This is a genomic window from Thiomonas sp. FB-Cd, from assembly GCF_000733775.1.
GTDB lineage: Bacteria > Pseudomonadota > Gammaproteobacteria > Burkholderiales > Burkholderiaceae_C > Thiomonas_A.
Map to the genome: position 1 here is coordinate 387,500 of NZ_JPOE01000002.1, position 14,288 is coordinate 401,787.

Genomic DNA, 14,288 nt, shown 5'->3' on the forward strand with positions numbered 1-14,288 from the left:
CCTGCGAGTGGGTCAGCGCCCGCGCAGGAAGAGCGCGTCCAGTTCCCCCAGACTCACCTGCCGCCAGGTTGGGCGGCCATGATTGCACTGGTCCGAGCGCTCGGTGGCTTCCATGTCGCGCAAAAGGGCATTCATCTCGGCAAGAGTGAGCGCGCGGTTGGCACGAACAGCACCATGGCAAGCCATGGTGGAGAGAAACGCGTTGCGGCGTTGCTCCAATGCCTGGCTGGTACCAAACGTTGCCAACTCGGCTAGCACTGCGCGGGCGAGTTTGACCACGTCCCCATGCAGCAAGGGGGCCGGCAAGGCACGCACGGCCAAGCTTCCAGGGCCGCTGGGCGCGATGTCGAGGCCGAGCGCTGCAAGCACTTCGACGTGATCTTCGGCCGCGCCCATCTCCAGCGCGCTCGCCGTGAAGCTCGCCGGGATCAGCAAGGGTTGAGCGGGAAGATCGCGCCCATTCCATGCGGCCTTGAGTCGCTCATAGACAATGCGCTCGTGTGCAGCGTGCATGTCCACGATGATCAGACCGGCTGCGTTTTGCGCCAAGATGTAGACCCCATGCAATTGGGCAATAGCCTGCCCTAGCGGGTGTCCGGGTTGGTGAAGCGGTACATCACTTGACCAGAGGCCGGGAGCATTGTCGTTGCCCATCGGCAAGCCCGACCCGGAGCGAAGCGGTGCGTAAGCTTGCATCACGTTTGCGAGCGGCAGCGACCTTGGGTCTGTTCCGTCCGTCGGTGCTTTAGTCATTGCACCGTGCCCCCAAGATTGCCGGGATGCGGACTCTGCCTGCGCGCTCACGTGCGAGGGGTCGCTGCGTCCAGCAAGCGCCGGGGCCAGCGCTTGCTGGACCGCTTGGAATACCGCGCGGTGCACTGCTTGTGACTCGCGAAAGCGGACCTCGCTCTTGGCAGGATGCACGTTGACGTCCACCCGCTCGGGCGGAAGTTCAAGCAAGATGGAATATTGTGGCTGTAGCGCACCGTGCAGCACATCGGCGTAGGCGGCACGCACGCTGTGTGCAAGCATGCGGTCGCGCACCCAACGGCGGTTGACGAACGTCTGCTGCGTCTCGGACCGCGCCCGCGCTGCAGTGGGGCGGCAGACCAATCCTCGCACAGCCAGTGGGCCAACGCGAGCGCTGACTACAAGGGCATCCTGCGCAAAGGACTTGCCAAGAACATCGACTGAACGTCGCACACCGAGCGGGTCAGAATCGGGCGCGAACTGAAGGCGTAGGGTGCCGTCCTGCCAAAGGCTGAATGCCACTTGCGGATGGGCGATCGCGGCTCGCTTGAACACTTCGATGCACCAACCCGCTTCGGTCGCGGCAGATTTGAGGAACTGGCGCCGAGCCGGAATGTCGTAAAAGAGTCGCTTGATGGTCACCACTGTGCCCGGCGCGGCAGCCGCTGGCGCCACCGCCCCAACGCGCCCCCAGGACGCTGTGATCCGTGCCCCCTCCTGGCCATGCCTGCGGCTGACAATATCGACCTCGGCCACTGCTGCCATCGCTGCTAGCGCCTCACCGCGAAATCCCAGGGTTTGCGATTGCTCCAAATCGGCAATGCTCGTGATCTTGCTCGTGGCATGACGTGCCAAGGCCAACGGCAACTCCTCGGGCGGAATCCCGCAGCCATTGTCGTCCACGCTTAACAGTTCGAGCCCGCCTTGCGCGATGCGCACGGTAACGCGCTGGCTGCCCGCATCGAGCGCGTTATCCAGTAGCTCGCGTAAGGCCGAGGCAGGTCGCTCCACCACCTCGCCCGCGGCAATTTGGGAAATGAGCGTGTCGGGCAGTGCGCGAATCGGTGCGCGGGGCTGTAGCGCAGGTGAAGTCGAATCCGCGTGCGCGAGCGGGGATTCGGCAGGAGACAGCATCATCACCTTAGTATACTCAGCATGTTTCGCGCTCCTTGCGCGAGCATCCCCGTTGCTCGTGTGCCGATCAGATGGCCACGGCTAAGCGTCGCTTCAGCACGCCCAGGCACCAGCCTCATGCGCGCCTGCCTGCAGTCCCGCCCCATCCATGGACCTTTTGACCCTCCTCAATCTGCTTCTGCACTTCGACGCGCAGCTTGCACAGTTCATCCACGCCTACGGGGCTTGGGTCTACGGCATGCTTTTCACGATCGTGTTTATCGAGACGGGCCTAGTGGTGATGCCGTTCCTCCCGGGCGATTCGATGCTGTTCATTGTTGGCGCGTTTTGCGCTTCGGGCAGTCTCAGTTTGCCTGCTTCTCTAGCGCTGTTATGGCTTGCCGCAGTGCTGGGTGACTCTGTGAACTACAGCGTTGGCTCGGGTTTAGGACACAAGGTGTTTGCTTGGCAAGACAGCCGCTGGTTCAACCGCCGCGCGTTCGATCGCGCACACGCGTTTTACGAGCAGTACGGTGGCGTGACGGTGGTTGCCGCACGTTTCATCCCGTTCATCCGGACGTTCGTGCCCTTCGTGGCCGGGGTCGCGGAAATGTCCTATCCGAAATTTCTTGGCTACAACATTGCCGGCGGTGGACTGTGGGTCGGTTCGTTGATGTTTGCGGGCTACCTGTTCGGCAATATTCCCTGGATCAAGCATAATCTTGGCGCTCTCACGCTTGGTATCGTTGTGCTATCCCTCCTGCCAGTGGTCTTCGGCTGGTGGAAAGCCAAGCGGGCGCGCATGGCGCGGGCTTCAGCCTGAAGAAGCAATCCCGTGTTGCCCCAGCTGGTCGTCTGGTGGTGAAGCGCTTGCGCCAGGAGTTCGATTCCCCTAAGCATCGTGCCCCACGCGCGACAGCGGCGCGTAAGTTCCAGCGTGCGGAGATGTTGATCTCAACTGGGGCGCCGCGGTTGGTTGAGCCGGCTTTGATCCGAGGACGAACCTAGAAGGGGCGGCTTCGCTTGCGTGATTCCGTTGGGGTACGAAACACGATGGGCTGTGCAGTGGGCGAGCCGCCTTGCGCCTGTGCAACGGCAGCTTCGACCGCTGCGTGGTGCCCCGATTTGCTGCAGACGGGATCAGCCGCAGCAGCATCGCCTGCAAGCATATAGGCCTGACAGCGGCAGCCACCCAAGTCCTTTTCCTTTTCGGCGCAGCTCTGACAGGGCTCCTTCATCCAACCCGTGCCGCGGTAGCGGTTGAAGCTGTCTGAGTCATACCAGATATCGCCCAGCGAAGCTTCGGACACATTGGGGAAGGTTAACCCTGGCAACATGCGCGCCGTGTGACACGGCAGTGCGGCACCGTCTGGCGTGACGGTCAGGAAGACGTTTGCCCAGCCGTTCATGCATTTCTTCGGGCGATCTTCGTAATAGTCCGGGACGACGAAAAAAATCTTCATCCGATCCCCTAATCGGTCACGCCACGCCTGCGTGACCGATTCGGCACGCACCAGCTGCTCCTTGGACGGCAATAAGTGCGCTCGATTGACATAGGCCCAAGAGTAGTACTGCGAATTGGCCAGCTCGAGGTACTCGGAGCCAAGTTCGGCCGCCATTGCAATGATGCGGTCCATATGGTCAATGTTGAGGCGATGGATGACGACATTCATCACCATTGGCCAGCCGTTATCTTTGATCAATTTGGCTACTCGCTCCTTTAACGCGAACGTCCGAGTATGCGAGAGAAAATCGTTCAACTCCTGGGTCGAATCCTGAAACGAAAGTTGCACGTGATCCAGGCCAGCCGCCTTCAGTCGTTGGGCGCGCTGTTGCGTAAGGCCGACGCCCGACGTCAGCAAATTCGTGTAAAAACCAAGACTGTGGGCTTCCGCGATGATCTCCTCCAGATCGTCGCGCAGTAGCGGTTCGCCGCCGGAGAAGCCACACTGCACGGCGCCCAATGCGCGTGCCTCACGCAGCACACGGCACCAGTCCCGAGTCGTCAGCTCTTTGTCGACGTTTGCAAAGTTCACGGGATTGAAGCAAAAGATGCAATGCAGCGGGCAGCGATAGGTCAACTCGGCCAGGAGCCACAGTGGCGGTCCTGGACGGGGCGTTGTGGTCATGCCCATTCAATCCACAGGTGCTTTGTCGCGATATCGAGGAAACTCGATACGTCGCCCGCCAAGCCTTGGGCATCGAAGGCCTGTTCCAGATCCGCGACGATTTGCTGCACGTCGCGCGCGCCGTCACAGCGTTTCATGATCTCGCCGGCACTGTCATTGAGTTTGACCATGCCCTCAGGATAGAGCAGTACCCAGGCACCCTGAACATCTTCCCATTGAAGTCGAAAGCGGCTGGAAATCCTGGGCCGCTGATCCTTCGTCGAGTCAGTTATGGCACTCACGCGGTCACCCCATATTTGAGCGCCATGGCATCATTCATTTGCCACAGCACGTCGAGTTTGAATTGAAGGATTTGCAGTGCACGTTGCTGCATCTGCCACGTATTGAAATAGTTCAACGTGATCGACAGGCCCTGTTCGACGTCTCGCCGGGCCTGTGTGGTGCGATTGCGAAAGTATTGCAGTCCTGCCAAATCGATCCAGGGATAGTGCTGTGGCCAATTGGCTAGGCGTTCCTTGTGGATCTTCGGGGCGAACAACTCGGTAAGCGAGGCGCACACCGCTTCCTGCCATGGGCGCTGGCGGCAGAAGTTTACGTAGGCATCCACAGCGAAGCGGTTTCCCGGGACGACATGACGCAGATCCTCGATTTCCTCCCGGCGCAGCCCAACGGCCAAGCCCAGGCGGATCCATGCCTCAATCCCGCCCGGATCATCGCCATGTCCATCATGGTCGAGGATGCGCTGGATCCATTGCCGACGCACCTCGCGGTCCGGGCAGTTGGAGAGCACGGCTGCGTCCTTTACCGGTATCGAGATCTGGTAGTAGTAGCGGTTGGCGACCCAGCCCTTGATCTGGTCCTGCGAGGCGCGCCCCGCGTTAAGCATGACATTAAACGGATGGTGGATGTGGTACGCCGTGCCCCTTTCGCGGAGCCTCGCTTCAAATGTCTCGTGGCTCCAGGGCGTAAGGGTCTCGACGCTATCGTTCATTGTTTGCTTCAGAGTTCGATATCCAGCCCGTCGTGGCAGACCTCGATCTGCCGCGCGCCCAGTTGTGCGCGCTCGGCGCTGTCCTCGTTGAGAATCGGATTGGTGTTGTTGATGTGAATAAGGAGCTTGCGTGTGGCGGCGGGCAAACGCGCCAGATGCTCCATCATGCCGCCCGGTCCGGATTGCGGTAGATGGCCGAGTTCCAACGCGCGTTTGGGCGCCAAGCCGAGCGATTCCATTTCGTTGTTCGTCCAGAATGTCCCGTCAACGATCACGCAATGCGCATCGCACATTGCTTGCCAGACATGCGGTTCAATCTCGGCAAGTCCAGGGGCATAGAACGCGCTGCGCTTGCGGCGCGTGTCCGTGATCGTCAGACCAATGTTGTCTCCCGGTTGGGGCGACTGTCGATGGGGTGAATAGGGCGGTGCCTTGCTTTTAAGCGCGTGCGCTTGGAACGCGAGGTCATCGAGCCCGTCAATGCCCACTTTGGTTCCGTCCAAGGGCAATTCGTGCCAGCGCACGCCGCAAAAATGGTCAAGGAGACGAAAAATGGGGTTTCCAATGCTCAGGTCCTCGCGCACAGGTTGTGTGCACCAGATGTCAAGCGGACGCGTACTCTCGCGCAGCATGTAAAGCCCGGTCGTATGGTCGATCTGTGCGTCAATCAGCACCACCGCGCGAATACCGGTATCACGCAACGCACGCGCCGGTTGCAAGGGAGCGAAAGATTGGATCTGCTGCAAAATGTCAGGCGAGGCATTGATCAGTGCCCAGTCCTCGCCATTTGCGCTGACAGTGATCGACGATTGTGTGCGTTTGCTGACGCGAAGCGTGCCGCGACGATACCCGTCACAATTCGGACAATTACAGTTCCACTGCGGAAAGCCCCCTCCTGCTGCCGACCCGAGGATGCGGATTTTCATGCGCTAAAGGTGGTGTGCAGACTCAATGGGCTCTTGCCGGGCGGCGCAACGACCGCCGCCCGCCTTGTTTAACGGTTGGCGATATACATTGTGATTTCAAAACCGAAGCGCATGTCCGTGTAGGCGGGCTTGGTCCATTTCATTGCATGTCTCCTCAAAGTCAAAAAATTAACGGGATAGGTACCGGCCGATCTGTCGATACCCGTTCGCCACAAAGCAACTTCGATGCCAACCCGAATGCCACGTTTGCCTAGCGACCCCTTGGCCCGCACGAGGCGAATTGACGTTGGAGACGGTCATATGCTCCACGTCACATTGGGTGGCAATCCTCGCGGAAGACCGGTTCTTATTGTCCATGGTGGCCCGGGAAGTGGAAGCAGGGTTAGTCCCAGCTTGTTCGATTTGACACGCTACCGGGCAGTGTGGATCGACCAGAGGGCGAGTGGTCAGTCCCGCCCGCGCGGGAGCGTGCGGCGCAATTGCACGCAGCTTTTGGTTCGCGATATCGAAGCGGTTCGGCAAGCGCTGGGCATCGCACGGTGGATTGTCTATGGCGGTTCGTGGGGGTCGGCACTTGCACTTGCGTATGCCGCAGCGCATCCGGACCGCGTGGACGGTCTGCTCCTGCGCAGCCTCTATCTGACGTCCGCGCAAGAAACCAACCGATTCTTCGGTTGGAGCCGCACCAAAGCGCCGCAGGCGTGGCGAGCGCTTAACAGGGCGGCGGGCCCTGGTTTGGTGAGCAAACTGTTCCAGCGTTGTGCAACAGTGTTCCAGAAAGGAACACTTGTGCGACAACAACAACTTGCTGTCGCCTGGAATAATTATGAACGCCAGCTCCTTATCCGCAAGGGCTGTCGTGCGCGGCAACTTCACGTGAAGGCGATGCGGGCGCTGGTGTTCAAGTATCGTGTCCAAGCGCATTACTTGGCGCATCGCTGCTGGCTTGGATCACATCTCCTTGGTCTCGTCGTTCGTCGGTTAAGGCAAGTCGACTGGCCTATTGTGGCAGTGCACGGACGTTTTGATGCAGTGTGCCCGCCGAAAAACGTCTTCACTGTGCGCGGCGGGTTGCCGTCCCTTCAAGTGCATTGGATTCCCGCGGGCCATTTGGAGGGTGATCCACTGATGTCGCAGACTCTACGCACCGCGCTTGACCGGATCCGGGATCTAAGCGCGCCTTCAAGTCTGGGGCTTTGAGGAGGCCTTCAGCAGCGTACGCGCCACGGGTCTCATGCCCTGCTCAATGCCGCGCCTATGCGCTTTTTGCCGTTCACGGCGGGTTATGCTGCTGAGGGTTTTGCGCATGGCCCAATGCCTACAGGCGCGGTCTTCCGATCACCGATCGCCGCAGGGGTCACACCAAGGTTCGGCGTCTGGCCAGCGGAGGATTGGTGGTGAGGTATGCACGGATGCCTTCAAAAATCGCACGGGCCACCTGCTTGCGATAATCCGGGGTTTGCAAGCGGGCTTCCTCTTCCGGGTTACTGATGAACGCGGTCTCCACAAGCATTGACGGCACCGTGGGGGACTTGAGGACAACAAAGCCTGCCTGTTGGACCTGACGCGAATGCAGGTGCACCAGGCTGCCCATTTTTGCCAGCGTAGGTTCAGCCATTTTCATGCTTGCGTCAATTTGCGCGGTGGTGGACATGTCCAGCAACACCTTGGCGACCTGGTAGTCGCGCGAGTTGATATCGATGCCGCCAATCGCATCCGAGGCATTCTCGCGCTGTGCCATAAGCCGCGCCTCCACGCTTGACGCGCCGCCTTGCGACAGGCAGTAAACAGACGCGCCGCGTGCTTCCGGTGTGAACCAGCCGTCGGCGTGAATGGACGTAAACAAGTCGGCGTTCACGCGCTGCGCTTTTTCCACGCGCATCCACAGCGGTACAAAGAAGTCGCTGTCGCGAGTCATCATCACGCGCATGTTCGGCGTGTTCATCGCCAACTCACGCAGGTGATGTCCGATTAGGAGGACGACGTCCTTTTCGTGGACTCCGCTGGGGCCAGTGGCCCCCGGGTCTTCACCGCCATGACCAGGGTCGATAGCCAGCAGCACACTGCGGTAGTTGCGTCGGTCGCGGCGCATCGGTATGTCGCTGGATGGATCTGACCTTGTGGCGCTGGCCACGGTCGGGCTTCTGTGGGTCGGGCGATCGAGTTCGTCGCGGTGCGCGTTTAGCCAGGTGCTCAGGGTGTCCTGTTGATTTTCCGCCACGACACGTGGCGTGTCTGCGAGGGTGTTTCGCGTGCTCGCCGAACCCGACCCGGTCAACGGCGTCGCCTTCACGGCAGCCCCGGACGTATCGCTGGGTCCAACCGTGTCAGCCTGCGATGCCTGCCTGTCCATGAAAGCGAGAAGACGGTCCCCGTGCGCGGGGTAAAGATCGAACACAATGCGATTTTCGTACGCCGCTACGGGAAGAAGGCTGAACACCTGAGGTTTGATCGCCTGTTTGAGATCGAACACCATGCGCACCACGTCAGGGGTGTACTGGGCGACACGCACATCCTTGATGAAGGGGTCACCGGGCTTGATTTTGCCCACAAGCTCTTTGAGCTGGGGGCTGAGTTCAAGGTTCTTGACATCCACCACCAAGCGTGGCGGATCAGCCATAAGAAAATGCGAGGCGGTCAGTGCCTGATCGGATTCCAGTGTGACACGGGTGTACTCCGCAGCGGGCCACACCCGTACCGACAGGATCGTAGCCCCACGCGCCAGTACTGGCGCGGTCAGCAGCAGGGCAAGGGTTGACGTTTGGATCAGGAACTGGCGGCGATCTGCACCCATGGCGGACACTCCCTGGCGTCGTGCGCCAGGTTTCACCTGGTGCACTTCAGGTGCGCGCTTGCGCGAGCACCAATTGATTGAGCAAGGCAGCTCCTACAGGGCTGCCGCTTCGTAACTGCACATCCCGACCGCTGGGGACCGGAATCAACAAAATTTCCAAGTCCGCCCGAGGCAAAAGGGCTGGGGCGCGCTCGGGCCACTCGACCAAACAAAAGCTATGCCCATCAAGCAGTTCGCGCAGGCCTGCTTCATCCCATTCCTCAGGCTGTGAAAATCGATACAGATCAATATGATAGGCGTGCGTCTGAAGAGTTCCCTTTAATTGTAGAGATTTTCGGTCAATTGCATAGGGCTCGACCAATGCATAAGAGGGACTTTTGATGCGATCTGTGACGCCCAAGCCACGCAAGATGGCGCGCACTAACGTCGTTTTGCCGGCGCCGAGATCACCGCGCAAGGTGATGAGAAGCCCGGGAAGTTGCAGATGCAGCAAAGCTTGAGCGAGTTTTGCGCCCAAGACTGACATGTCGTGCTCGCTGTCGCAGTGCAGGCTTAGAGTCATGGGCAGAGGCTTTGGGTGAGGAGGAGAATGCCAGAATGATGAATCAGGGTACGCGGGAATGCCGGCTTAGGATGACGAAATGACCCTCCAAAGACCGAATAAGCCGGAGTTACCTGCCCTGTCGAGTGCGCAGCTGCAAGCCTTGGCGCAGGCCATCCGGGGCGAGGCAGCCCGGTTGGGATTCTCGCAAATCGCCATTTGCGATGCGGACCTGGGCGAGGCTGAAGCCGAATTTCGCCGCTGGCTAGAGGCGGGGTACCACGGCGAGATGGACTACATGGCGCGTCATGGAACCAAGCGCACGCGCCCCACGGAACTGGTACCAGGTACGCTGCGTGTGATCACCGCGCGCATGGACTATTTGCCTGCGCAGGCCCCCTCCCAGTGGCGGCAGAAGGAGTGGGCACGCATCGACGACCCGAAGGCTGCAGTGGTATCAATGTATGCACGAGGCCGCGACTATCACAAGGTCTTGCGCCAACGACTGCAGGCGCTCGCCGACTTTATTCGCACCCGTGCGGACGCTGGTGTTGTGCGTGTGTTCACGGATTCGGCGCCAGTGCTTGAAGTGGCCCTTGCCGCGCGCGCCGGGCTGGGCTGGCGGGGCAAGCACACGCTGTTGCTGACACGCGAGGCCGGTTCCATGTTCTTTCTTGGCGAGATTTTTGTTGGCCTTGCCCTGCCGGTGGATGAGCCCCAATCTGAGCATTGCGGCACCTGCACGCGTTGCATCGACGTGTGCCCCACCGGCGCCATCATTGCGCCGTACGTGGTGGACGCGCGGCGCTGTATTTCCTACTTGACCATTGAACTGGCTGGGCCTATCCCGGGGGAATTGCGCCCGTTGATGGGAAACCGCGTCTACGGTTGCGACGACTGCCAACTGGTTTGCCCCTGGAACAAGTATGCACGACGCGCGGCGCTGCCCGACTTCGCGCCGCGCCATGGCCTTGATGCTGCAGGTCTATTGCAATTGTGGGCATGGAGCGAGGCGGACTTCGTGCAGCGCACCGAGGGCAGCGCCATTCGGCGCATCGGCTATACGCGGTTTCGGCGTAACCTTGCGGTGACACTGGGCAACGCACGCCGCAATCTGCCAGCCGCGCACGATCTACAGCGCGACATCGCCGCTGCCCTGCAGCAGGCCCTTCCGGGCTCCCCGGCTGTCGTGGCCGAGCATATCGCTTGGGCGCTGGCTCAGCAGCCGGGCTGAGCCTCAGCCCCTCGCCGCCAGTGCCAGGAAAATCGGCAGCGATAGGGCACCGAGAAGGGTCGATAGACTGACGAGGCCGGCCACGTAGGGCCCGTCACCACCCATGCGCGAAGCCAACACGTAGGCGCTGGACGCGGTGGGCAGAGCTCCGAACATCACCACGATCAGCGTTTCCAGCGCGTTGAGATGAAGCATATGCGCCAAGCTCCACGCGACGAGCGGAATGATGGCATGGCGCACTGCCATCAGCCATGCCGTCAAGCGCCATTCGCGGTGGATGCCGCGGATCTGCAGGCCGGCGCCTACTGTCATCAATCCCATCGCGATCGAGGCGTTGCCAATGCGGTCGAGGACTGGAAGCACCAGACCGGGCGGGTTCAGAGCCAAGCTGTGGGCCACAAGTCCGGCTGCGGTCGCAACGAGAAGCGGATTGCGGGCCAATTCACGCGCCAAGCCTCGCTGGCCGTGTCGAGCCAGTGCCCACACCGCCGCTGCATTGCAAAGTGGCACCCCGAAAGCGATCAGCACGGCCACCAGCGAGACCGCTTGGGCCCCGCCCAAACTGTTCGCCACGGCCAGCGCGATAAAGGAGTTGAAACGAAAAGCGCATTGCACACCGCTTGCCGTGCACCGCCGGTCGGACTTGAGCCAGAAGGCGGCATACGCGAACGCGATTCCGCAAAGCAGGGCGCCAATGCCGGCCAGAAGGACCGCTGCCGCACCCGATAATGTGTAGCGGCTGCGGCAGGTTGTCGAGAACAGCAGGACCGGAAACAGCACGTAGTACACAAGTCGCTCTACGCCCACCCACACATCGCGCTTTAGCGTTGTCCATTGGGCAATTGCGAAGCCCAGCACGATGAGGGCGAAGTCGGGAAAGAGCAGGAGCGCGTTGCGTAGCATTGGGTAAGCATACGTGTCCTGATCGTCTGCGGCGGGATTAGGATTACCCAATGTCCATACCTGCAGTTTCATCCCGAGCGCGTGCGAACGGCGCCGCCCAGCCGCTTTGGGATGCCGTTCTTGAACTGCCCTTTGGCAAATTGGGGCTGCGCTGCGCGCCAGCCGAGGTGCAGGTGCTGGAGTATCTACCGGATGCCACACCGCCTGTCCCTCCGGCTAGCCCCTTGGCCCGTGAAGTGCTGGCGCAACTATTCGCTTATTGTGGCAACCCACGCCACCGCTTCGATTTACCGCTTGCAGCGGCGGGAACCGCTTTTCAGCGCCGTGTCTGGACATTGCTGGTCGAGACGCCTTGTGGCTCAACGCGAACCTACGGCGAGGCGGCACGCAAACTGGGCAGCGCCGCGCGTGCTGTAGGTCAAGCTTGCGCCGCAAACCCCCATGCGCCGGTAATTCCCTGCCACCGTGTCGTGGCCGCAACGGGGCTTGGCGGCTTCGCTCATTCGCTCGATCCCGGCGGAGAGCTGTTGCGCATTAAACGGTGGTTGCTGCAACATGAGGGAGCGGTTCCGACCTTCGCTAAGGCGAGCCGGTGGGACGGCGGTGCTTGATGGGCGGGCCGCTTCGAGATGATCCGCTTTCCAGGCCGCCGCACGCGGCCGGTGCGGTGTCGGCACGTGAGATTGCCGCCGGCAATGCGCCCGAAGTGCGTGTGCCTCGGCGCGGCCGCGCGGCTGCACACGCCGACTGGCCTGCTGCGCCGTCGGCGTGTGCGGACGTGATCCAGCGCTTTTGCGACGGGCTATGGCTCGAGCAGGGCTTGGCAACGAACACGCTGAGTGCCTACCGTAGCGACTTGGTGCTGTTTGCCCGTTGGTTGGCACAATCAGGCCGGCAAGGGCTGCTCGCAGCGAGCGAAGCGGATTTGATGGCCTATCTGGCTGCCCGCTTTGCCGGTAGCAAGGCCACCGCATCCAACCGGCGTTTGGCCAGCATGCGGCAATTCTTTCGCTGGACTTTGCGTGAGCGGCTGCGGGGGGACGACCCCACGCTGAAGCTGGAACGGGCACGACAGCAGCCGCGCAGGCCCAAGACGTTGAGCGAACAACAGGTGGAAGCACTACTGCAGGCGCCCGATGCGACCACGCCCTTAGGTCTGCGGGACCGCGCCATGCTTGAAATCCTGTACGCCAGTGGCCTGCGTGTGAGCGAGTTGGTCGCGCTCAAAATCGTGCACCTTAGCTTGTCGGACGCGGTGGTGCGCGTGGTGGCTGGCAAAGGGGGCAAGGATCGATTGGTGCCCTTCGGCGAGCAGGCAGGGGACTGGTTAAGGCGCTATTTGGCAATTGCACGGCCAGCCTTGCTTGATGCCGGTGAAAGTGCCTATTTATTTGTTACAAGGCGCAGCGCGCACGCCGGCAGGCGTGCTACAGGCGGGATGACGCGGCAGTTGGTGTGGACTTTGCTCAAGCGCCACGCGCTGCACGCAGGCATCGATACACCACTATCGCCACATACCCTTCGCCATGCCTTTGCCACGCATCTTCTCAATCACGGTGCCGATCTGCGCGTGGTGCAGCTCCTCTTGGGGCACGCCGATATTTCCACGACGCAGATTTACACGCATATCGCGCGTGAACGGCTCAAGCAGTTGCACGCCCACCACCATCCCCGGGGCTAAAGCTCGTGTTAAACAATGATTTCTGGTCTGCCTTCGTCCTTCTGCTACTGATCCTCGATCCTTTTGGGAATCTGCCGTTTTTCATCGCCATCATGCGACAGTTGCCCGAATCCCGGAGGATCCCTGTTGCGCTTCGCGAAATCGGGATCGCCTACGTCGTACTTCTTATGTTCATGTGGGGAGGGAAGGGTTTTCTCGGCCTCATCGGTCTGAGTCAGCCTTCGCTCGAGGTCGCTGGCGGGGTGATTCTGCTTCTGGTTGCCATTAAGATGATTTTCTCCACCACATCGGAAATCTTCGGTGGGGGCGATGGCCGCGAACCCATGATCTTCCCTTTGGCCATCCCGCTACTTGCCGGGCCCTCGGCGCTCGCTGCCGTGCTGCTTCTGACATCGCGTCAGCCCGGGCAATTGTGGACGTGGGTGGCGGCTCTTACAGGAGCCATCGTCGTTACAAGCAGCCTGTTTCTGATGGCGGAGACCCTGCTGAAATGGGTGGGCGATTCGGTCATGCGAGCCGGGGAAAAACTCATGGGGTTGATTCTCACGGCGATCGCGGTAAACATGTTACTAGGGGGCTTGCGGACCTATTTTCTCGCCTGAGACGGGACTTTGTGGCTAGCATTCCTCGTGGATTCCTCACCATTGATGAGATAGCGACCAACCATGGAAAACCTACCAATCACGCAGCAAGACCGCGAGCACTTGGCCCATTTTCTGGGAACCTTGGGGGATACGAGCATCCTTACTCAGCGGGAGATCCATGATTTTCTCGATTATTGTGATCTGATGGCCCCGAAGAGAGGGGAGATCATCGCAGATATCGGCGATGTTGGTGAATCTTTGTTCTTCGTGCTGGAAGGGCAAGCGTGCCTGATGGCGCAACTTCCTGAGAGCGAGATGGAAATTGGCAAGATCCAGCCAGGCGAGATGCTGGGGGAAATGAGCTTTTTTGATCGCCAGCCACGTGAGGTTCGCCTGCGCGCCGGTGCGGACACCCGCCTGCTGCGCATCAAGCGCGGCATGTACGAGCGCCTGCGTCTGGAACGTCCCATCTTGGCCGTGCTATTGCTTGAGGTGGCCATCATCAGCCTGGATCATCTCTATCGCCGCACCTCCACCGATATGGCACAACTCAATCGCTACATCCACCGCACCGGGCGGTGAGTGGGCAGCCTTGGAACCCACTTTTACGCCTTTATTGAGAGCAATTGCCTTGCCATCCGG

Annotated in this window: 16 protein-coding genes; 7 read left to right on the top strand and 9 right to left on the bottom strand. The window is 60.7% G+C overall.

Annotation, left to right across the window (positions count from 1 at the left end):
- Nucleotides 1-12 precede the first annotated feature (12 nt).
- On the bottom strand, nt 13-1,884 hold the full coding sequence (gene mutL, locus CD04_RS0101900) for a DNA mismatch repair endonuclease MutL (RefSeq protein ID WP_369792816.1): 1,872 nt from the start codon (nt 1,882-1,884) through the stop codon (nt 13-15).
- A gap of 148 nt (nt 1,885-2,032) precedes the next feature.
- On the opposite strand from mutL, the gene CD04_RS0101905 reads away from it, so the two are divergent.
- Nucleotides 2,033-2,686, top strand: a complete 654-nt coding sequence (locus CD04_RS0101905) for a VTT domain-containing protein (RefSeq protein ID WP_031404126.1) — start codon at nt 2,033-2,035, stop codon at nt 2,684-2,686.
- A gap of 181 nt (nt 2,687-2,867) precedes the next feature.
- Here the strand turns inward: CD04_RS0101905 and pqqE are convergent, their stop codons facing one another.
- The 5 genes from pqqE to pqqA all read right to left on the bottom strand — a co-directional run bounded on the left by pqqE (nt 2,868) and on the right by pqqA (nt 6,052).
- On the bottom strand, nt 2,868-3,992 hold the full coding sequence (gene pqqE / locus CD04_RS0101910; protein WP_197032993.1) for a pyrroloquinoline quinone biosynthesis protein PqqE: 1,125 nt from the start codon (nt 3,990-3,992) through the stop codon (nt 2,868-2,870).
- On the bottom strand, nt 3,989-4,273 hold the full coding sequence (gene pqqD / locus CD04_RS0101915) for a pyrroloquinoline quinone biosynthesis peptide chaperone PqqD (RefSeq protein WP_051848853.1): 285 nt from the start codon (nt 4,271-4,273) through the stop codon (nt 3,989-3,991). Before pqqD ends, pqqE begins: the two co-directional genes overlap by 4 nt.
- Nucleotides 4,270-4,983: a pyrroloquinoline-quinone synthase PqqC gene (pqqC, locus tag CD04_RS0101920; protein ID WP_031404129.1), complete on the bottom strand. Its 714-nt coding sequence runs from the start codon at nt 4,981-4,983 to the stop codon at nt 4,270-4,272. The genes pqqD and pqqC overlap by 4 nt, the downstream gene beginning before the upstream one ends.
- 8 nt (nt 4,984-4,991) lie before the next feature.
- A complete protein-coding gene (pqqB, locus tag CD04_RS0101925) occupies nt 4,992-5,909 on the bottom strand; it encodes a pyrroloquinoline quinone biosynthesis protein PqqB (protein ID WP_031404130.1) in 918 nt (305 codons plus the stop codon).
- A gap of 68 nt (nt 5,910-5,977) precedes the next feature.
- On the bottom strand, nt 5,978-6,052 hold the full coding sequence (pqqA, locus tag CD04_RS22885) for a pyrroloquinoline quinone precursor peptide PqqA (protein ID WP_081857952.1): 75 nt from the start codon (nt 6,050-6,052) through the stop codon (nt 5,978-5,980).
- Nucleotides 6,053-6,209: 157 nt separating this feature from the next.
- Here pqqA and CD04_RS0101930 point away from each other — a divergent pair, with 157 nt between their 5' ends.
- Nucleotides 6,210-7,109 carry an alpha/beta fold hydrolase gene (locus tag CD04_RS0101930; RefSeq protein ID WP_197032994.1) on the top strand — a complete coding sequence of 300 codons (900 nt, stop codon included), beginning with the start codon at nt 6,210-6,212 and terminating at the stop codon, nt 7,107-7,109.
- A gap of 157 nt (nt 7,110-7,266) precedes the next feature.
- Here CD04_RS0101930 and CD04_RS0101935 read toward each other — a convergent pair whose 3' ends face one another.
- Together CD04_RS0101935 and tsaE are read right to left on the bottom strand one after the other, a co-directional pair.
- The gene (locus CD04_RS0101935; RefSeq protein WP_031404132.1) at nt 7,267-8,703 is read right to left on the bottom strand and encodes an N-acetylmuramoyl-L-alanine amidase; all 1,437 of its coding nucleotides are present in this window, start codon (nt 8,701-8,703) and stop codon (nt 7,267-7,269) included.
- A gap of 46 nt (nt 8,704-8,749) precedes the next feature.
- Nucleotides 8,750-9,265, bottom strand: coding sequence for a tRNA (adenosine(37)-N6)-threonylcarbamoyltransferase complex ATPase subunit type 1 TsaE (tsaE, locus tag CD04_RS0101940; protein WP_031404133.1), 516 nt, complete (start codon nt 9,263-9,265; stop codon nt 8,750-8,752).
- Nucleotides 9,266-9,344: 79 nt separating this feature from the next.
- Here tsaE and queG point away from each other — a divergent pair, with 79 nt between their 5' ends.
- Nucleotides 9,345-10,478 (top strand): tRNA epoxyqueuosine(34) reductase QueG, encoded by a 1,134-nt coding sequence (gene queG / locus CD04_RS0101945; protein WP_051848855.1) that lies wholly within the window; start codon nt 9,345-9,347, stop codon nt 10,476-10,478.
- Nucleotides 10,479-10,481: 3 nt separating this feature from the next.
- Here the strand turns inward: queG and CD04_RS0101950 are convergent, their stop codons facing one another.
- Complete coding sequence (locus tag CD04_RS0101950; RefSeq protein ID WP_031404135.1) at nt 10,482-11,381, bottom strand: AEC family transporter; 900 nt, start codon at nt 11,379-11,381, stop codon at nt 10,482-10,484.
- A gap of 50 nt (nt 11,382-11,431) precedes the next feature.
- Here CD04_RS0101950 and CD04_RS0101955 point away from each other — a divergent pair, with 50 nt between their 5' ends.
- The 4 genes from CD04_RS0101955 (at nt 11,432) to CD04_RS0101970 (ending at nt 14,228) form a co-directional block, all read left to right on the top strand.
- Nucleotides 11,432-11,992 (top strand): methylated-DNA--[protein]-cysteine S-methyltransferase, encoded by a 561-nt coding sequence (locus CD04_RS0101955; RefSeq protein ID WP_051848856.1) that lies wholly within the window; start codon nt 11,432-11,434, stop codon nt 11,990-11,992.
- The gene (xerD, locus tag CD04_RS0101960) at nt 11,992-13,062 is read left to right on the top strand and encodes a site-specific tyrosine recombinase XerD (protein WP_081857749.1); all 1,071 of its coding nucleotides are present in this window, start codon (nt 11,992-11,994) and stop codon (nt 13,060-13,062) included. The genes CD04_RS0101955 and xerD overlap by 1 nt, the downstream gene beginning before the upstream one ends.
- 5 nt (nt 13,063-13,067) lie before the next feature.
- Nucleotides 13,068-13,664 carry a MarC family protein gene (locus CD04_RS0101965; RefSeq protein WP_031404138.1) on the top strand — a complete coding sequence of 199 codons (597 nt, stop codon included), beginning with the start codon at nt 13,068-13,070 and terminating at the stop codon, nt 13,662-13,664.
- Nucleotides 13,665-13,727: 63 nt separating this feature from the next.
- Entirely contained in the window at nt 13,728-14,228 is a 501-nt protein-coding gene (locus CD04_RS0101970) for a Crp/Fnr family transcriptional regulator (RefSeq protein ID WP_081857750.1), read from the top strand.
- The last annotated feature ends 60 nt before the right edge of the window (nt 14,229-14,288 follow it).

What these genes read in the sequence shown, in the direction of transcription:
- mutL (WP_369792816.1), bottom strand. Translation starts at nt 1,884, where the DNA reads ATGCTGTCTCCTGCCGAATCCCCGCTCGCGCACGCGGATTCGACTTCA.
- CD04_RS0101905 (WP_031404126.1), top strand. Translation starts at nt 2,033, where the DNA reads ATGGACCTTTTGACCCTCCTCAATCTGCTTCTGCACTTCGACGCGCAG.
- pqqE (WP_197032993.1), bottom strand. Translation starts at nt 3,992, where the DNA reads ATGACCACAACGCCCCGTCCAGGACCGCCACTGTGGCTCCTGGCCGAG.
- pqqC (WP_031404129.1), bottom strand. Translation starts at nt 4,983, where the DNA reads ATGAACGATAGCGTCGAGACCCTTACGCCCTGGAGCCACGAGACATTT.
- pqqB (WP_031404130.1), bottom strand. Translation starts at nt 5,909, where the DNA reads ATGAAAATCCGCATCCTCGGGTCGGCAGCAGGAGGGGGCTTTCCGCAG.
- CD04_RS0101930 (WP_197032994.1), top strand. Translation starts at nt 6,210, where the DNA reads ATGCTCCACGTCACATTGGGTGGCAATCCTCGCGGAAGACCGGTTCTT.
- CD04_RS0101935 (WP_031404132.1), bottom strand. Translation starts at nt 8,703, where the DNA reads ATGGGTGCAGATCGCCGCCAGTTCCTGATCCAAACGTCAACCCTTGCC.
- tsaE (WP_031404133.1), bottom strand. Translation starts at nt 9,265, where the DNA reads ATGACTCTAAGCCTGCACTGCGACAGCGAGCACGACATGTCAGTCTTG.
- queG (WP_051848855.1), top strand. Translation starts at nt 9,345, where the DNA reads ATGACCCTCCAAAGACCGAATAAGCCGGAGTTACCTGCCCTGTCGAGT.
- CD04_RS0101950 (WP_031404135.1), bottom strand. Translation starts at nt 11,381, where the DNA reads ATGCTACGCAACGCGCTCCTGCTCTTTCCCGACTTCGCCCTCATCGTG.
- CD04_RS0101955 (WP_051848856.1), top strand. Translation starts at nt 11,432, where the DNA reads ATGTCCATACCTGCAGTTTCATCCCGAGCGCGTGCGAACGGCGCCGCC.
- xerD (WP_081857749.1), top strand. Translation starts at nt 11,992, where the DNA reads ATGGGCGGGCCGCTTCGAGATGATCCGCTTTCCAGGCCGCCGCACGCG.
- CD04_RS0101970 (WP_081857750.1), top strand. Translation starts at nt 13,728, where the DNA reads ATGGAAAACCTACCAATCACGCAGCAAGACCGCGAGCACTTGGCCCAT.